This window comes from Streptomyces ambofaciens ATCC 23877 (assembly GCF_001267885.1).
Taxonomy (GTDB): Bacteria; Actinomycetota; Actinomycetes; order Streptomycetales; family Streptomycetaceae; genus Streptomyces; species Streptomyces ambofaciens.
This window is the reverse complement of record NZ_CP012382.1, coordinates 7,147,068-7,163,527: the sequence shown is the minus strand read 5'-3', so window position 1 is coordinate 7,163,527 and position 16,460 is coordinate 7,147,068. Positions and strand designations below refer to the sequence as shown.

Below are 16,460 nucleotides of genomic sequence, written 5' to 3'. Positions count from 1 at the left end.
ACGGCACACGCTGCCCCGCGGAAGGGAGCACCCGCATGTCGAACCACACCTACCGGGTCACCGAGATCGTCGGCACCTCGCCCGACGGCGTCGACCAGGCCGTTCGCAACGGCATCACCCGCGCCTCGCAGACGCTGCGCAACCTGGACTGGTTCGAGGTGACCCAGGTGCGCGGCCAGATCGAGGAAGGGGTCGTCGCACATTGGCAGGTCGGCCTGAAGCTCGGCTTCCGCCTGGAGGAGTCGGACTGACGGCGAGGGAGGCGCCCCGCTCCCGGCCCGTCCGGACGGTCAGGTGCGGCCCTCGCGCTCCTGCGCGATGCGCAGCTGAGCCGACCGGGCCGCCCAGCGTGCCCGGACGACGGTGAAGCCGGCGCGTTCGGCGTCGTCGCAGACCAGTTCGTCGTCGTCCACGAGGACCCGGACCTCGTGGGTGCGCGCGAGCCGTCGCAGGATCTCCAGCTTGGTGCGCCGGGCGGGCCGGCGGTCGGCGTTGCCCCGCATGTGCACGGGCCCCGCCGGCAGCCCGTGCGCGGCCAGCCAGTCGAGCGTGTCGCGCCGACAGCGCTCGGGCCGCCCGGTCAGGTAGACGATCCCGCAGTCCTCGGCGTGCTCCCGCACCAGCGCGATGCCCTCCGCGAGCGGCCGGTCGTGGGGCGCGGCGGCGAAGAAGGCGTCCCAGTCACGCGGCCGGCGCTCCAGGAACCGCTGCCGGTGCGCGGTGTCGGCGAGGGTGTTGTCCAGGTCGAACACGGCCACCGGAGGCCTCTTGGCGTCGCTCACCGCTCCACCCTAGAACGCGGCGCCGGGAATCCTGGCGCCCCGCGGACGTTGAACCCCGTGTGAGCTCAGCAATCGCGACCACCCGATTCTCCGTCCTGGACCGCTCCCGCATCCGCGAGGGCCGCACCGCCCCGGAGGCGCTGCGCGACACCGTGGAGCTGGCGCGGGAGGCCGAGCGGCTCGGCTACCACCGGTTCTGGGTGTCCGAGCACCACGGTGTGCCCGGCGTGGCCGGCTCCGCGCCGACCGTGCTGGCCGCCGCCGTGGCCGGCGCCACCCGCACCGTCCGGGTCGGCACCGGCGGCGTGATGCTGCCCAACCACCGGCCGCTGGTCGTCGCCGAGCAGTTCGGCGTGCTGGAGTCGCTCTTCCCCGGCCGGATCGACATGGGCCTGGGCCGCTCGGTGGGCTTCACCGACGGGGTGCGCAAGGCGCTGGGCCGGGACAAGGACGACGCCGAGGACTTCGGCGCCCAACTGGCCGAGCTGCTGGACTGGTTCCGGGGCACCTCCCCGACCGGCGTGCACGCCCGCCCCGCGGAGGGGCTGACGGTCCCGCCCTTCGTGCTGGCCATGGGCGAGGGCGCGGCGGTCGCGGCCCGGGCCGGCCTGCCGATGGTCATCGGGGACCTGCGTGACCGCGACCGGATGCGCCGCGGCATCGACCGCTACCGCGCCGGTTTCCGCCCCTCCGAGTGGAGCCCCGAGCCGTACGTCGTCGTCTCCGGCACGATCGCGGTGGCCGCCACGCCCGAAGCGGCCCGGCGGCTCCTGGTACCGGAGGCCTGGTCCATGGCCCACGCCCGCACCCGCGGCACCTTCCCTCCCCTGCCCCGGGCCGAGGACGTCGAGGCGCGGACGATGACCGCGAAGGAACGCGAACTGTACGAGTCCGGACTCGCCGGCCACATCGCGGGCACCGAGGAACAGGTCGCCGAGGAGCTGGAGGGGCTCGTGAAGGAGACGGAAGCGCAGGAGGTCCTCGTCACCACCAGTACGTACGACCGGGCGGCGCTGCTGGACTCCTACCGGCGGCTCGCCCGCGTCACCGGCACGGCGACGGCCGCCGCACCGGCGTAGGATCGCGGGGTTTGTCCCCCCGGCCGAGACCACCGCGACCGAGGACCACCACGCCCGAGGACCGTTCGGAGTTCCCCCATGCACAGCCCTCACGACCCGTACGTCCGGGTGCGCGACGCCCGTGAGCACAACCTCAAGGGCGTGGACGTGGACGTCCCCCGGGACGTGGTGGCCGTGTTCACCGGTGTCTCGGGCTCGGGGAAGTCGTCGCTGGCGTTCGGGACGGTCTACGCGGAGGCGCAGCGGCGGTACTTCGAGTCGGTCGCGCCGTACGCCCGCCGTCTGATCCAGCAGGTCGGCGCCCCGAAGGTCGGCGAGATCACCGGACTGCCGCCCGCCGTGTCGCTGCAGCAGCGCCGTGCGGCGCCGACGTCCCGTTCCTCGGTCGGCACGGTCACCAACCTGTCCAACTCCCTGCGGATGCTGTTCTCCCGCGCCGGTGACTACCCGCCGGGCGCCGCGCGGCTCGACTCCGACGCCTTCTCGCCCAACACGGCGGCGGGGGCGTGCCCGGAATGCCACGGGCTCGGCCGGGTGCACCGGACCACCGAGGAGCTGCTGGTCCCCGATCCGTCGCTGTCGATCCGGGAGGGGGCGATCGCCGCGTGGCCGGGCGCCTGGCAGGGCAAGAACCTGCGGGACGTCCTGGACGCGCTCGGTCACGACGTGGACCGGCCGTGGCGCGAGCTGCCGGCCCGGGAGCGCGAGTGGATCCTGTTCACGGACGAGCAGCCGGTGGTCACGGTGCACCCGGTGCGGGACGCGGGCCGCATCCAGCGGCCGTACCAGGGCACGTACACGAGCGCCCGGCGGTACGTGATGAAGACCTTCTCCGACTCCAGGAGCGCCGCCCTGCGGGCGAAGGCGGAGCGCTTCCTCACCAGCGCCCCCTGCCCCGTCTGCGGTGGCGGCCGGCTGCGGCCCGAGTCCCTGGCGGTCACGGTCGCCGGGCGCACCATCGCCGAGCTGGCCGCGCTGCCGCTCCGGGACCTCGCCGGGATGCTGCCCACGGACGGCGAGACGGCGAAGGTGCTCACCGGGGACCTCACCGCGCGGATCGAGCCCGTCGTGGAGCTGGGGCTCGGCTATCTGAGCCTCGACCGCCCGACGCCCACCCTGTCGGCGGGCGAGCTGCAACGCCTGCGCCTGGCGACGCAGCTGCGCTCCGGGCTGTTCGGGGTGGTGTACGTCCTGGACGAGCCGTCCGCCGGACTGCACCCGGCGGACACCGAGGCGCTGCTGACGGTGCTGGGGCGGCTGAAGGCGGCGGGCAACTCGGTGTTCGTGGTGGAACACCATCTCGCCGTGATGCGCGGCGCCGACTGGATCGTGGACGTCGGACCGCGGGCGGGCGAACACGGTGGGCGGGTGCTGTACAGCGGTCCGGTCGACGGCCTGGCCGGTGCCGCCGAGTCCGCCACGGCCCGGCACCTCTTCGGCCGTTCCGCCGCACCCGTCCGCGCACCGCGGATCCCGCGCGGCACGGTGACGGTCGGGCCGGTCACCCGGCACAACCTGCGCGGGGTGAGTGCCGGGTTCCCGCTCGGCGCGCTCACCGCGGTCACGGGTGTCTCCGGCTCCGGCAAGTCGACGCTCATCGGCGCGATCTCGCAGGACCTGCCCGGCGTGGGCCGGCTGGTCTCCGTCGACCAGCGCCCGATCGGACGCACCCCGCGCTCCAACCTGGCCACGTACACGGGGCTCTTCGACGTCGTACGCAAGGTCTTCGCGGGCACCGACCAGGCGCGGGAGCGCGGTTACGGCGTGGGACGGTTCTCCTTCAACGTGCCCGAGGGGCGCTGCGAGACCTGTCAGGGCGAGGGTTTCGTCAGCGTGGAGCTGCTCTTCCTGCCCAGTACGTACACGCCGTGCCCGGACTGCGGCGGGGCGCGGTACAACCCGGAGACGCTCGAAGTGACGTACCGGGGGCGGAACATCGCCGAGGTGCTCGACCTGACGGTGGAGGGCGCCGCGGAGTTCTTCGCGGACACGCCGGCGGTCGCGCGCAGCCTGGCCGCGCTGCTCGACGTGGGGCTCGGCTATCTGCGGCTGGGTCAGCCGGCGACCGAGCTGTCCGGCGGGGAGGCGCAGCGCATCAAGCTGGCGAGCGAACTGCAGCGGGGCCGGCGCGGGCACACCCTGTATCTCCTCGACGAGCCGACGACGGGTCTGCATCCGGCCGACGTCGAGGTGCTGATGCGCCAGTTGCACGGTCTCGTCGACGCCGGGCACACCGTCGTGGTCGTCGAGCACGACATGACGGTGGTGGCGGGCGCGGACCACGTGATCGACCTGGGTCCGGGCGGCGGTGAGGCGGGCGGCCGGATCGTCGCCGCGGGACCGCCGGCCGAGGTGGCACGGGCGGGCGACAGTGCGACGGCGCCGTATCTGGCCCGGGCCCTGGCGGGCGGGGAGCGCCGGTGAGGGCCGGTCACCGGCGCTCGTGCCCGCGGTGGCGGCGGGGCGGTTACTCGCGGCCCCGGCGCGTCTCGTCGTCGGTGAAGGACTCGGTCTCGGCCTCGATCCGCTCCTTGCGGACCTGGCCGCGTACCGTCTCGTCCTCGACGTGCTCCTCCGTGGTCATCCGGACGCGTTCCACCGGGACCGTCTCGGTCTCCACGACGGGGCGCTCCTCGTGCAGCGTGACCTCGTGTTCGGCCTCGCCGATCTCCGGCCCGGAGAGCGCCTCGTCACGGTTGGCGTCCGTGATCGGCTCGCGCTCCACCCGCACTTCCTCGTGGCTCACCGGAACGGTCTGCTGAACCTCCTCGGTGACCACGTACTTGCGCAGCCTGGCCCGGCCGGACTCACGCCGTTCGACGCCGACGTGCATCCGCTCCTCGGAGCGGGTCATCGCGTCGTCCCGCATGCCCGTGCGGTCCGTGCCCTCCTCGTACTCGGTCGTGCCGCCCGCCGTACCGGCCAGGCCGGCCGAGCCCATGCCGGTGCCGAGGTGTGTGCCGGCGGTGCCCATGTCCGTGCCGGTGCCGGTACCGGTGCCCATGTCCGCGTTCTCGCCCGGGCCCGCGGCCCAGCGGCCGTCGTCGGTGCGCTCGGCCTCGGACAGCACGCTGTCCCAGTTGATGCCGTAGTAGTCGTAGAGCCGGTGCTCCTCGGTCTCCGACAGATGCCCGCCCGCGTCGACGTCGACATTGGGCGCGCCCTTGACCTGGTCCTTGGCGTACGGGACCTCGAGGTGGTCCTGCACCAGCGCGGCGTCGCGGATGGGCACGAAGGACTCGTTGGAGCCGAACATGCCCGTCTTGACGCTCACCCACTCGGGGCGGCCGGTCATGTCGTCGAAGAAGACGTGCTTGGCCTCGCCGATCTTGTTGCCGTCCCCGTCGTAGACCGGGTGGTCCAGGACGTTGGCGATCTCTTCACGGGTGATCATCTGGCATCACCCTCCTTCCGGAGTGCCTGCCTTCCGGATGTCCTCATCAGCCTTACGAAAACGGAACATAAGGAACAAAGGGCGCGTACTTTTCGAAGGTGCTTTCCCGGGGTGACCGTCCCGGCCCGTCGACGACCGGGATTCCGTCGGCTGGGCGGCGTCGGCGAGGGCGCGCCGGTCGCGGTGGCGGCCCGGTGGTACGGCGGGGAGGACCTCCACCTCGGCGGTGATGCCCCCGCGCGCCGACGCCACCCGCCACAAGGAGGCGAGCAGGGTGTCGTCGCCGACGAACGCGGGCGCCGTGCTCACCGTCCGCCCCCCGGTCCGGTAGCGGATGCGGACCGGCTGGACCGGTACCCGGGCGTCCAGGGCGGCCTGGAAGACGGCCCCGCGGAAGCGGCCGTGCGCACGGCCGCACCAGGTGCTGCCCTCGGGGAAGGCGGCGACGGCCGCGCCCGCGCGCAGGGCCCGCGCGATCGCGGCGACGGTGTCGGGCAGGGCCCGCAACCGGTCCCGCTCGATGAACAGCACGCCCCCGCGCGCGGCGAGCGCGCCCGCCACCGGCCAGGACCGGATCTCGCTCTTGGCCAGCATCCGCGCCGGACGGACGGCGGCGAGCAGGGGGATGTCGAGCCACGAGACGTGGTGGGCGACGAGGAGCAGCCCGCCGGTGGGCGCAGCGGCCCCGGAGACGCGGACCCGGACGCCGGCGGCCCGTACGATCCACCGGCACCAGCACCGCACCACGGCGGCGGGGACCAGCCGGCCGAGCGGCGTGAGGACGGTCGCGGTCCCGGTGAGGAGCAGCACGGCGACCACGGTGAGCCGCAGCACGGCCAGCGGCACGGCCGTCGCGGGCCGGGACGGCTCCAGGCACGCCGCGGGGGTGCAGGGCGCGGTGGGCAGCCAGGCGTTCATCAGGCCGGGACGAGCGAGAGGAAGTGCCGCAGGTAGCGGGGGTCGACCCGGCTCATCGGCAGCAGCACATACAGGTCGGCGACGCCGAAGTCCACGTCGTGGGCGGGCTCCCCGCACACCCACGCGCCGAGGCGGAGGTAGCCGCGCAGCAGGGCCGGCAGCTCGGTGCGGCCGGCGGGCGCCGAGGCGCGCGGGACCCACGGGAGCAGCGGCCGGACCCGGTACTCGTCCGGCGCCAGGTGCCTGGCCCGCACCCGGCTCCAGGTACCGGCGGCGAGGGCACCGCCGTCGGCGAGCGGAAGGGAGCAGCAGCCCGCCAGCCACTCGTGGCCCCGGTCGGTCATGTAGCGGGCTATGCCGGCCCAGATCAGCCCGATGACGGCCCCGTCACGGTGGTCGGGGTGCACGCAGGACCGACCGACCTCGACCAGTCCGGGACGGATCGCGTCCAGGGCCGCGAGGTCGAACTCGCTCTCCGCGTAGAGCCGTCCGGCGACCGCCGCACGCTCCGGGGGCAGCAACCGGTAGGTACCGACCACCTGCCCGGTCGTCTCCTCGCGCACCAGCAGGTGGTCGCAGTACGCGTCGAAGGGGTCGACGTCGTGCCCGGGCTGCGGACTGGCGAGGAGCGCGCCCATCTCCCCGGCGAAGACGTCGTGCCGCAGCCGCTGCGCGGCCCGCACCTCCTCCTCGTCGCGGGCGAGGGTGACGGTGTAGCGGTGCGGTGCGGCGGGCTCGGTCGGACGGTGTGCGGTCAGTACGCCGGTCATGGCACTCTCCTGGTCACGGGCCGGGGCGGCGACGGCGGACCGAGGGTGCGCGGTCCGCCGCACCTGTTCTTCCGCTGCCGGTTGACCGGTGCGTGACCTGGGCCGGGAGAGGGGATGTGCGGCTGCTGAATGCCAGGGGCGCATGCGAGACGGGGCCGGGAGGAGCACCTCTCCCGGCCCCGTCCGTCCGCACCTCTCGGCGAACGTCCTGGGGGCTAGCGCTTCGCCACCTTGCGCGTGGCCCGCAGCCACTCCTTGTTCATGCTGGTGATGGACATCAGCGGGATGCCCTTGGGGCACGCCGTCGCGCACTCGCCGGCGAGGGTGCAGCCGCCGAAGCCCTCGTCGTCCATCTGCGCCACCATGTCCAGCACCCGGGTCTCCCGCTCGGGGGCGCCCTGCGGCAGGACGTTCAGGTGGTTCACCTTCGCGGAGGTGAACAGCATCGCCGCTCCGTTCGGGCAGGCCGCGACGCACGCCCCGCAGCCGATGCACTCGGCGTGCTCGAAGGCGAAGTCGGCGTCCGGCTTCGGCACCGGCGCGGCGTGGGCCTCCGGTGCCGCACCGGTCGGCGCGGTGATGTAGCCGCCGGCCTGGATGATGCGGTCGAAGGCCGAGCGGTCGACGACCAGGTCCTTCACGACCGGGAAGGCGGCGGCCCGCCACGGCTCGATGTCGATGGTGTCGCCGTCCTGGAAGGACCGCATGTGCAGCTGGCAGGTGGTGGTGCGCTCGGGACCGTGGGCGTCTCCGTTGATGACCAGCGAGCAGGCGCCGCAGATGCCCTCGCGGCAGTCGTGGTCGAAGGCGACGGGGTCCTCGCCCTTGAGGATGAGCTCCTCGTTGAGGGTGTCGAGCATCTCCAGGAAGGACATGTCCCGGGAGATGCCGTCCACCACGTACGTGGACATCGCGCCGTCGGCGTCGGCGTTCTTCTGCCGCCAGACGCGCAGGGTGAGCTTCATGCGTAGCTCCGCTGGGTGGGGTGGACGTACTCGAAGACCAGGTCTTCCTTGTGCAGGGTGGGGGCCGCGCCGGTGTCGGTGAACTCCCAGGCGGCGGCGTAGCCGAACTCCTCGTCCCTGCGGGCCGCCTCGCCGTCGGGGGTCTGGGACTCCTCGCGGAAGTGGCCGCCGCAGGACTCCGCCCGGTGCAGCGCGTCGAGGCACATCAGCTCGGCGAGCTCCAGGTAGTCGACGACGCGGTTGGCCTTCTCCAGGGACTGGTTGAACTCCTCGCCGGTGCCGGGAACCTTGATGCGCCGCCAGAACTCCTCGCGGATCTGCGGGATGCGCTCCAGCGCCTTGCGCAGCCCCGAGTCGGTGCGGGCCATGCCGCAGAACTCCCACATCAGCTCGCCGAGCTCGCGGTGGAAGGAGTCCGGGGTGCGGTCGCCGTCGACGGACAGCAGCAGGTTGAGCCGGTCCTCGGTCTCGGCCAGCACCTCCTGCACCACGGGGTGGGCGGCGTCGACCTCGTCCTTGTGCGGGTTGCGGGCGAGGTAGTCGTTGATGGTGGCCGGGAGGACGAAGTAGCCGTCGGCCAGGCCCTGCATCAGCGCGGAGGCACCGAGCCGGTTGGCCCCGTGGTCGGAGAAGTTGGCCTCGCCGATGGCGAAGAGACCGGGGACGGTGGTCTGGAGGTCGTAGTCGACCCACAGCCCGCCCATCGTGTAGTGCACGGCGGGGTAGATCCGCATGGGCACCCGGTACGGGTCCTCGTCGGTGATCCGCTGGTACATGTCGAAGAGGTTGCCGTACTTGGCCTCGACCGCCTTGCGGCCCATCCGCTCGATGGCGTCGGCGAAGTCCAGGTACACGCCCTGGCCGCCGGGGCCCACCCCCCGGCCCTCGTCGCAGACGTTCTTGGCGGCGCGGGAGGCGATGTCGCGGGGCACCAGGTTGCCGAAGGACGGGTAGATGCGCTCCAGGTAGTAGTCGCGCTCGTCCTCGGGGATCTTGTTCGGCGGCCGGTCGTCGCCCTTGGCCTTCGGGACCCAGATCCGGCCGTCGTTGCGCAGCGACTCGCTCATCAGCGTCAGCTTGGACTGGTGGTCGCCGGTGCGCGGGATGCAGGTGGGGTGGATCTGCGTGAAGCACGGGTTGGCGAAGTACGCGCCGCGCCGGTGCGCCCGCCACACGGCGGTCGCGTTGGAGTTCATGGCGTTGGTGGAGAGGTAGAAGACGTTGCCGTAACCGCCGCTCGCCAGGACCACGGCGTCCGCGAAGTACGTGTCGATCCTTCCGGTGATCAGGTCACGCGCGACGATGCCGCGCGCCCGCCCGTCCACGACGATCAGGTCGAGCATCTCGGTGCGGGGGTGCATCTCGACGTTCCCGGCCGCGATCTGCCGGCTGAGCGCCTGGTAGGCGCCGAGCAGCAGCTGCTGGCCCGTCTGCCCGCGGGCGTAGAAGGTGCGGGAGACCTGGACCCCGCCGAACGAGCGGGTGTCGAGGAGGCCGCCGTACTCCCGCGCGAAGGGCACGCCCTGCGCCACGCACTGGTCGATGATCTCCACGGAGATCTGCGCGAGGCGGTGCACGTTGGACTCGCGGGAGCGGAAGTCGCCGCCCTTGACGGTGTCGTAGAACAGCCGGTGGACGGAGTCGCCGTCGTTGCGGTAGTTCTTCGCGGCGTTGATGCCGCCCTGCGCGGCGATGGAGTGGGCGCGGCGCGGTGAGTCCTGGTAGCAGAACTGGACGACGCGGTAGCCCTGTTCGGCCAGGGTCGCGCCGGCGGAGCCGCCCGCGAGCCCGGTGCCGACGACGATGACCGTCTGCTTGCGGCGGTTGGCGGGGTTGACCAGCTTGGCCTCGAAACGGCGCGTGTCCCAGCGCTCGTGGACGGGCCCGGACGGGGCCTTGGTGTCGGCGATCGGCTCACCGGTCGTGTAGTCGGCGTAGGTTGTCATTTCAGCTCACCACTCCGGTCATGACGCCCACGGGTACGGCGACGAAGCCGATCGTGAGCAGCAGCGCGAGGACGTTCGCGGTCGTCTTCAGGACGCGGTCGCGGGTGCGGCTGCCGGCGCCGAGGGTCTGGGCGGCGCTCCAGAAGCCGTGCCGGATGTGCAGGCCGACGGCGAGCACCGCGACGATGTAGATGACGTTGCCGTACCAGGTGGAGAAGGTGTCCACGACGTTCTGGTAGGGCTTGCCCGTCTCGAAGCCGCCGTGGTGCACGGTGCCGGTCGTCAGGTCCAGGATGTGCCAGACGATGAACAGGGCGAGGATGATCCCGCCCCAGCGCATGGTGCGCGTCGCGTAGCTGGCCCGCTTCTTGCGGTGCACGTACTTGCTGGGCCGCGCCTTGATGTCGCGGCGGCTGAGCTGGTACGCGGAGACGGCGTGGGCGACGACGGCGACGACCAGCACGACGCGGATCAGCCAGAGCGTCCACTCGTAGTGCATGAACGGCTCGCCGACCGTGCGCAGCCAGTGGGCGTAGTGGTTGAACTCCTCGGTCCCGAAGAAGATCTTCAGGTTCCCGATCATGTGGGCGACCAGGTAGAGCAGCATGACGAGACCGCTGACCGCCATCACTGTCTTCTTGCCGACGGTCGAGTCCCACACCGTGCGCGCCATGGACGGCCGTCGGTCCGTCCGCGTTGCCAGAGCCATGTCACAGGACGCTACGGGGCCGAGGGCCCATCGGTCCAAGACATGGTCCGCCTCGTTTCCATAGGCTCTGCCTATGCAGGTCGTATGCTTGCGATATGCAGCTGCAACAGCTCCAGTACTTCGTGGCGGTCGCCGAGACCAGGCACTTCACGCGGGCCGCCGAGGTGGTCCACGTGGCCCAGCCGTCGCTGTCCCAGCAGATCAAGGCGCTGGAGCGGGAGCTGGGCGCCGACCTCTTCCTGCGGGCGCGGGGCAACATCACGCTGACCGACGCCGGGGAGGCGCTGCTGCCGCTGGCCCGGCGCATCCTGGCCGACGCGGACACCGCCCGGCACGAGGTGCTGGAGCTGGTGCAGCTGCGGCGCGGCCGGGTGCGGCTGGGCGCCACCCCGAGCCTGTGCACCGGGCTGCTGCCCGACGTGCTGCGCGCCTTCCACGACCGGTATCCCGGCATCCAGCTCATGATCGAGGAGGGCGGTTCGCACGACCTGGTACGCCAGCTGGCGCGCGGCGCGCTCGACCTGGCCCTGGTGGTGCTCCCGCTGCCCACCGCGTCGCCTTCGCTGACCACGGTGGAGCTGCTCCGGGAGGACCTGGTGGTGGTGTCGTCCCCGGAGTCGCACCGCCCGGGCGGTGGGCGGCGGGCGGTGCGCGTCGCCGACCTGGAGGGCGAGCGCCTGGTGATGTTCCGGCACGGCTACGACCTGCGCGAGCTGACGGTGGCGGCGTGCCGCGCGGAGGGCTTCGAACCGGACTTCGCGGTCGAGGGCGGGGAGATGGACGCGGTGCTGGGGTTCGTACGGGCGGGACTGGGGATGGCGGTCGTCCCGCGGATGGTGGCGGCGCGGTCCGGGCGCGGACTGCGGGTCACCCCGCTGGTCCGGCCCGGGCTGCACCGGACCATCGCCCTGGCCCACCGCAGCGACGTGGCTCCGCCGAGGGCGGCGCGGGAGCTGCAGCGGATGCTGCTGGAGCGGTGAGCCGCGCTCCGCGGGTCGGGCGAGCACGGCCGTCCTGAGGGGCTCCTCGCACCACCGGCGGCCCGCGCGCGCGGTTCCGGGCGTGCCACCGGGGCCCGCCGGTACGCCGGCCATGCCCGCCGGGGTCACGTCCCGTGCCACGGCGACCGCGGCCCTGGTCCGCCCCGCGACCGCGGCCCAGGTCCGCGCGGCGACCGCGGCTCTGGTTGGCGCGGCGGCGGCGGTCGCCGCGGCTGCCCGGGGCGGGGCTCCGGGGCCGTCCCGGAGCCGGACGTCCGGTCAGCCCGTGGCGTCCACCAGGGCCAGTTCGTGCAGGCGCTCCGGTGGACCCGGGCGGGCGTAGTACCAGCCCTGGGCCGTGTCGCAGCCGAGTATGCGGAGCTGCTCGGCCTGGGCGCCGGTCTCCACACCCTCCACGGTGACCGTGAGGTCCAGGCTGTGGGCCAGGGCGACGATGCCCTCGACGATCTTGAGGTCGACGGGGTCGGCCGGGAACCGCTGCATGCTCTGGGTGAAGGAGCGGTCCAGCTTGAGCACGCTCACCGGCAGCCGGCGCAGGTTGGCGAGGTTGGAGTAGCCGGTGCCGAAGTCGTCCAGGGCGATGTCCACGCCCATCTCGGCCAGCCGGCGCAGCGGCTTGAGCAGGTCGTCGTCCGCGCCGATCAGCGCCGACTCCGTCACCTCCAGGCAGAGCGCGTCGGGCGCGACCCCGGTCCGCTCCAGGATGTCCACGGTGTCCTGCACCAGGCCGGGGTGGGTGAGCTGGCAGGGCGAGAGGTTGACGTTGATGCGCAGCGGGCCGGCGGCGGTGCTCTCGCCGTACCGCTCCCGCCAGACGCGGGCCTGCCGCACGGACTGCTCCAGCACCCAGCGGCCCAGCGGCACGATCAGCCCCGTGTGCTCGGCGAGCGGGATGAAGCGGTCCGGGCCGAGGACACCGTGCTGCGGGTGCAGCCACCGCACCAGCGCCTCGGCGCCGTGCACACTGCCGTCACCGAGGTGCACCAGCGGCTGGTACTCGATGAAGAACTCGCCCCGCTCCAGGGCCGCCGGCAACGCGGTCGTCAGACCGTGCCGGGTGATGACGCGGGCGTCGGCCTCCGGGTCGGCCAGCTCGTAGCGGTTGCCCCCCGCCGACTTGGCCCGGTACATGGTGATGTCGGCGCTGCGCAGCACCTCGGCGGGACTGCGCTCCCCCGCGGGGCCCTCGACGATGCCGATACTGCCGCGGACCGTGAGTTCGCGGCCGTCGACGCTGATCGGGGCGAGCAACGCGTTCATGATCCGACCGGCCAGTTCGTCGACCTCGCGCGGGGTGTCGGGGCCGGTGGTCAGCGCCACGAACTCGTCGCCGCCGAGCCGGGCGACCATCTCGCCGGGTGCGGTGGCGCAGGACTGCAGGCGATCGGCGACCTCCACGAGGAGGCGGTCGCCGGCCGCGTGGCCGAGGCTGTCGTTGACCGTCTTGAAGCCGTCGAGGTCGAGGTAGCACAGGCCGTACCGCTGGCCTGGCCCCGCATTGAGGGCCTTCTCCAGGCGTTCGAAGAAGAAGCTGCGGTTGGGCAGGCCGGTGAGCGCGTCGTGGGTGGCCTCGTAGCGCAGCCGCAGGTTGAGCAGCCGGCGCTCGGTGGTGTCCTCCATCAGCGCCAGCTGGTACTGCGGGCTGCCGTCGGCGTCGCGCAGCAGGGAGACGGTGAGGTTGGTCCACAGGACGGTGCCGTCGGGCCGGTAGAAGGCCTTCTCCAGGTGGTAGGCCTCGCGCTCGCCGCGCACCAGCTCGTCGTAGAGCCGCCAGGTCTGGGGCGCGTCGTCGGGGTGCGACCACTCCCGGACGTTGCGGCCGCGCAGCCTCGGGTCGGCGATGCCGAACATGCGCATCAACGCCCCGTTGACCTGGAGGACGTTGCCGTCCAGGTCGGCGATGCCGATGCCTATGGCGGCGCCCTCGAAGACCGCGCGGAAGCGTGCCTCGCTGGCGTGCAGGGCCTCGGCCACCACGCCCTGCGCCTTCAGCGCGGCCTGCGCGATGGCCTCCTGCTCGGCCAGGGTCCTGGCGCGCAGCGCCCCGGCGAACCCGGCCGCCATGGCGTGCTGGAGCCGCGCCGAACGGGCCCGCAGGTGCTCGGGGTCTCCGTCCTCGCCGCAGTAGAGCACGAGGTAGGCGTCGATGCAGTCCAGCGTCCGGGCGAGCGCCTCCGGGTCGGTGCAGTGCGCGTCGACGAGCGCGGCGCCGACCGCCCTGGCCTCCTCCGCCTCGAAGCCGCGGGCGCGCAGCACCTCGCGCAGCCGGCGGGCCAGCGGCAGCAGTTGCTCCTCGAACTCGAGGCGGGTCGACGACGTCGAGGTCACCGGGAAGACGGCCCGGCTCCAGATCGTCGCGAACCGGCGCAGTCTGTCCTGCGCACCGTCCGGTTCCGCGCTCACGCCGTACGTCCCACGCCGGCGAAACCGGAGAACGCGTACGGGTCCTCGTCCTCCGGCGCCCCCTCGGGCCGCCAGCGCGGCATCGGAACCAGTCCGGGTTCCACCATGTCGTACCCCTCGAAGAACCGCGCGATCTCCTCGCGCGAACGCATGATCAGCGGATTGCGGATGTCCTTGTACACCCCCACCGCGCCCCCGGCCCGCTCGGCGGACAGCGGGATCCCCTCGTACGAGGCGTGCGTGAGGACGAGCAGGCTGCCCGGCGCGAGCGCTCGGCTCAGCTCGGCCACCGCCGCGTAGGGGTCGTCCGCGTCTTCCACGAAGTGCAGTATGGCAACCAGCAGCAGGGCCACCGGCCGATTCAGGTCGATCAGCCGCTCCACCCGGGCGTCGGTGAGGATGTCCCGGGGCTTGAGGAGGTCGCCGGCCACGACGGCCGCGTCGTCGTCGCCCGCCAGGACGGCCTCGCTGTGCGCGACCGCCACCGGGTCGTGGTCGACGTACACCACGCGCGCGCCGGGCCGGGCCGCCCGGGCCACCTCGTGGACGCTGCCGAAGGTGGGGATGCCGGAGCCGATGTCCAGGAACTGGTCGATGCCCTCGTCGGCCGCGAGGCGCACGGCCCGGCGCATGAACGCCCGGTTCGCCTGCATGATCTTGGGGAGGCCCGGCATGAACTCCATGGCCCTGCGGGCCGCTTCCCGGTCGACCTCGAAGTTGTGGGAACCGCCCAGGTAGAAGTCGTAGATCCGGGACACGCTGGGCACCGTGATGTCGATGCTGCGAGGGGCCCAGGCGGGACGCTCCATCTAGCTCTCCAAGGCATTGGCGATCCGGTGTTCGAGCAGAGGCTACTGATCGCCCGCCAAACGGGCGAGCCCAACCGGAAATTGACCATCCGTTACCGGTCACTGCCTGCGGCACGTGCCGCACGCCAGGGCGCGTCGAGGCGGGCCGAAGCGCACGAACAGGACCGTCCCCTCCGCCTGGGTACGGAGGGGACGGTCCGCTGGTGTCGCGCCGAGGGCCGGCGGACGGTCGGGAGGCCGCTACTTCTTCGGCGCGCCGACCGGCTTCCCGTCGGGCGAGACGGCGTACCACGTCCCGCCGACGCCCTGCCCGTTGGTGTCGCCGGCCTTCTTGTCGCCGGCGAACGTGTAGATCGGCCAGCAGTCGACCGTCTGCTGCTCGGCACCGTCGGGCCGGGTGAAGGTCATCAGGTCCTTCTTCACGACGCCCTCCGTGTCCTCGGGCTCCACGGGCGCCACCACCGGCCACTTCTCCAGGCAGGCGCCGGTGCACGCCGACACCGGCTTCGGCCAGGCCTCGTCCTTCATGAAGCGGTAGACGGTCATGCCGTTCTTGTCGACGACGATCTCGCCGAGCTTCGGGTCGTCGCGGGTGGACAGGGCGGCCGACTCGGCCGCCTGGGCCTTCTTGCCGTCGGCGGCGAGCGCGTACCACTTGCCGCCCACGCCCTGGCCCTTGACGTCCCCGGCGGCGGTGTCCTTGGCGTACCGGTACGCCGGCCAGCCGCCGATGGTCAGCTGCTTGGTGCCGTCGGCCCGGGTGACCTCGCCGAGCAGCGCCTTGTCGATCCCCTCGCCGGCGAGGGCGTCGTCGGCGGCCACGGGCGGCCATGCGGTGGCGCAGTCGTTCTCGCAGGTCGTCTTGGGCGGCTTGGCGGTGTCCGCGTCGAAGCGGTAGAGGGTGCGTCCGGCGCCGTCGGTCACCAGCTCGCCGATCTCGGCGTTCGTGGAGACGGACAGCTTGCCCGCCGGCTCCGCCGCGCTCGGCGACGCCTGCGCGCCGTTCGCGCCGGTGCCCAGGCCTTCGCCGGCGCCGGCCCCGATGTCGCCGACGTCGCCGGGCGCCGCGGTGGCGCCCACGTTCTGGCTGCCGGTGGTGGTGCCGCCGTCCTGGCCGCACGCCGTCGTCAGCGCCAGCACCGCCGCGGCGCTCACCACGAGTGAGGCGCTCCGCCAGGAGGTCTTCATCGTCAATCCCCGATCGTCACGAAGGTGTTGGGACGGCAGCCGCGCCGCCGCACGACACTGGGTACGCACGGGGGAGCCGGTTGTGTTCAACGGCGGCGTCTTTTTCTTCTCGGCCGTGGACGCTCCCCGCACCCCCGGCCGCCGTCCGTACACGGATACGAATCCGGCCGGGGGCGGGAGTGCGCCGGTCAAACCGCCGACGGCTCCGTGTCCCTCCTTCGGGCCAATCGTCCGGTGATCCGCCGTGGTCCGGCCCGCGAGGCTCCATGATCTGCGTCGTGCATGGACCCGAACCGTCCCGACCCGTCGTTTCCGGACGGGTGTTGGCCCTGGTGACGCTGACGTTCACACTCGTCGGCGCACCGATCGGCCCGGCGCAGGCGGACGCCTGCGCGTATGCGTCCACCGGACCGGGTGGCACGCACGCGGTGGCGGTCGCCGGGAGTGACACCTGGCCTGTCTTCCCGTGCCCCGAGCCGACGCCGACGCCGACGCC

14 protein-coding genes are annotated in these 16,460 nt (G+C 72.8%); 4 read left to right on the top strand and 10 right to left on the bottom strand.

Annotated elements, in window-relative coordinates; all coding sequences use genetic code 11:
* The first annotated feature begins 35 nt into the window (after positions 1 to 35).
* Entirely contained in the window at positions 36 to 251 is a 216-nt protein-coding gene (locus SAM23877_RS31430; protein ID WP_053140456.1) for a dodecin, read from the top strand.
* Positions 252 to 290: 39 nt separating this feature from the next.
* Here the strand turns inward: SAM23877_RS31430 and SAM23877_RS31425 are convergent, their stop codons facing one another.
* On the bottom strand, positions 291 to 782 hold the full coding sequence (locus SAM23877_RS31425; RefSeq protein ID WP_053140453.1) for a phosphatase domain-containing protein: 492 nt from the start codon (positions 780 to 782) through the stop codon (positions 291 to 293).
* Positions 783 to 841: 59 nt separating this feature from the next.
* On the opposite strand from SAM23877_RS31425, the gene SAM23877_RS31420 reads away from it, so the two are divergent.
* Both SAM23877_RS31420 and SAM23877_RS31415 read left to right on the top strand, forming a co-directional pair.
* Positions 842 to 1,861, top strand: coding sequence for an LLM class flavin-dependent oxidoreductase (locus tag SAM23877_RS31420; protein WP_053140451.1), 1,020 nt, complete (start codon positions 842 to 844; stop codon positions 1,859 to 1,861).
* Between the two features lie 78 nt (positions 1,862 to 1,939).
* Positions 1,940 to 4,285: an ATP-binding cassette domain-containing protein gene (locus SAM23877_RS31415; protein WP_053140448.1), complete on the top strand. Its 2,346-nt coding sequence runs from the start codon at positions 1,940 to 1,942 to the stop codon at positions 4,283 to 4,285.
* A gap of 43 nt (positions 4,286 to 4,328) precedes the next feature.
* Here the strand turns inward: SAM23877_RS31415 and SAM23877_RS31410 are convergent, their stop codons facing one another.
* The 6 genes from SAM23877_RS31410 to SAM23877_RS31385 form a co-directional block, all read right to left on the bottom strand.
* Entirely contained in the window at positions 4,329 to 5,255 is a 927-nt protein-coding gene (locus SAM23877_RS31410; protein ID WP_053140445.1) for a DUF2382 domain-containing protein, read from the bottom strand.
* A 6-nt stretch (positions 5,256 to 5,261) separates the two neighbouring features.
* Positions 5,262 to 6,173 carry a lysophospholipid acyltransferase family protein gene (locus SAM23877_RS31405; protein WP_079030549.1) on the bottom strand — a complete coding sequence of 304 codons (912 nt, stop codon included), beginning with the start codon at positions 6,171 to 6,173 and terminating at the stop codon, positions 5,262 to 5,264.
* The gene (locus SAM23877_RS31400) at positions 6,173 to 6,943 is read right to left on the bottom strand and encodes a GNAT family N-acetyltransferase (protein WP_053140442.1); all 771 of its coding nucleotides are present in this window, start codon (positions 6,941 to 6,943) and stop codon (positions 6,173 to 6,175) included. Before SAM23877_RS31400 ends, SAM23877_RS31405 begins: the two co-directional genes overlap by 1 nt.
* A gap of 215 nt (positions 6,944 to 7,158) precedes the next feature.
* Positions 7,159 to 7,908: a succinate dehydrogenase/fumarate reductase iron-sulfur subunit gene (locus SAM23877_RS31395; RefSeq protein WP_053140440.1), complete on the bottom strand. Its 750-nt coding sequence runs from the start codon at positions 7,906 to 7,908 to the stop codon at positions 7,159 to 7,161.
* Positions 7,905 to 9,854, bottom strand: a complete 1,950-nt coding sequence (locus SAM23877_RS31390) for a fumarate reductase/succinate dehydrogenase flavoprotein subunit (protein ID WP_053140437.1) — start codon at positions 9,852 to 9,854, stop codon at positions 7,905 to 7,907. The genes SAM23877_RS31395 and SAM23877_RS31390 overlap by 4 nt, the downstream gene beginning before the upstream one ends.
* A gap of 1 nt (position 9,855) precedes the next feature.
* Positions 9,856 to 10,527 (bottom strand): succinate dehydrogenase, encoded by a 672-nt coding sequence (locus SAM23877_RS31385; RefSeq protein ID WP_053140433.1) that lies wholly within the window; start codon positions 10,525 to 10,527, stop codon positions 9,856 to 9,858.
* A gap of 131 nt (positions 10,528 to 10,658) precedes the next feature.
* Between SAM23877_RS31385 and SAM23877_RS31380 the strand changes: the two genes are divergently transcribed.
* Positions 10,659 to 11,543, top strand: coding sequence for a LysR family transcriptional regulator (locus SAM23877_RS31380; protein ID WP_053140430.1), 885 nt, complete (start codon positions 10,659 to 10,661; stop codon positions 11,541 to 11,543).
* A 279-nt stretch (positions 11,544 to 11,822) separates the two neighbouring features.
* On the opposite strand, the gene rmdA is transcribed toward SAM23877_RS31380, so the two are convergent.
* The 3 genes from rmdA to SAM23877_RS31365 form a co-directional block, all read right to left on the bottom strand.
* Complete coding sequence (gene rmdA / locus SAM23877_RS31375) at positions 11,823 to 13,967, bottom strand: cyclic Di-GMP phosphodiesterase RmdA (RefSeq protein ID WP_053140428.1); 2,145 nt, start codon at positions 13,965 to 13,967, stop codon at positions 11,823 to 11,825.
* Positions 13,964 to 14,776, bottom strand: a complete 813-nt coding sequence (locus SAM23877_RS31370; RefSeq protein WP_053140425.1) for an SAM-dependent methyltransferase — start codon at positions 14,774 to 14,776, stop codon at positions 13,964 to 13,966. Before SAM23877_RS31370 ends, rmdA begins: the two co-directional genes overlap by 4 nt.
* A 240-nt stretch (positions 14,777 to 15,016) precedes the next feature.
* A complete protein-coding gene (locus SAM23877_RS31365) occupies positions 15,017 to 15,964 on the bottom strand; it encodes an SCO0930 family lipoprotein (protein WP_053140423.1) in 948 nt (315 codons plus the stop codon).
* Between the last annotated feature and the right edge of the window lie 496 nt (positions 15,965 to 16,460).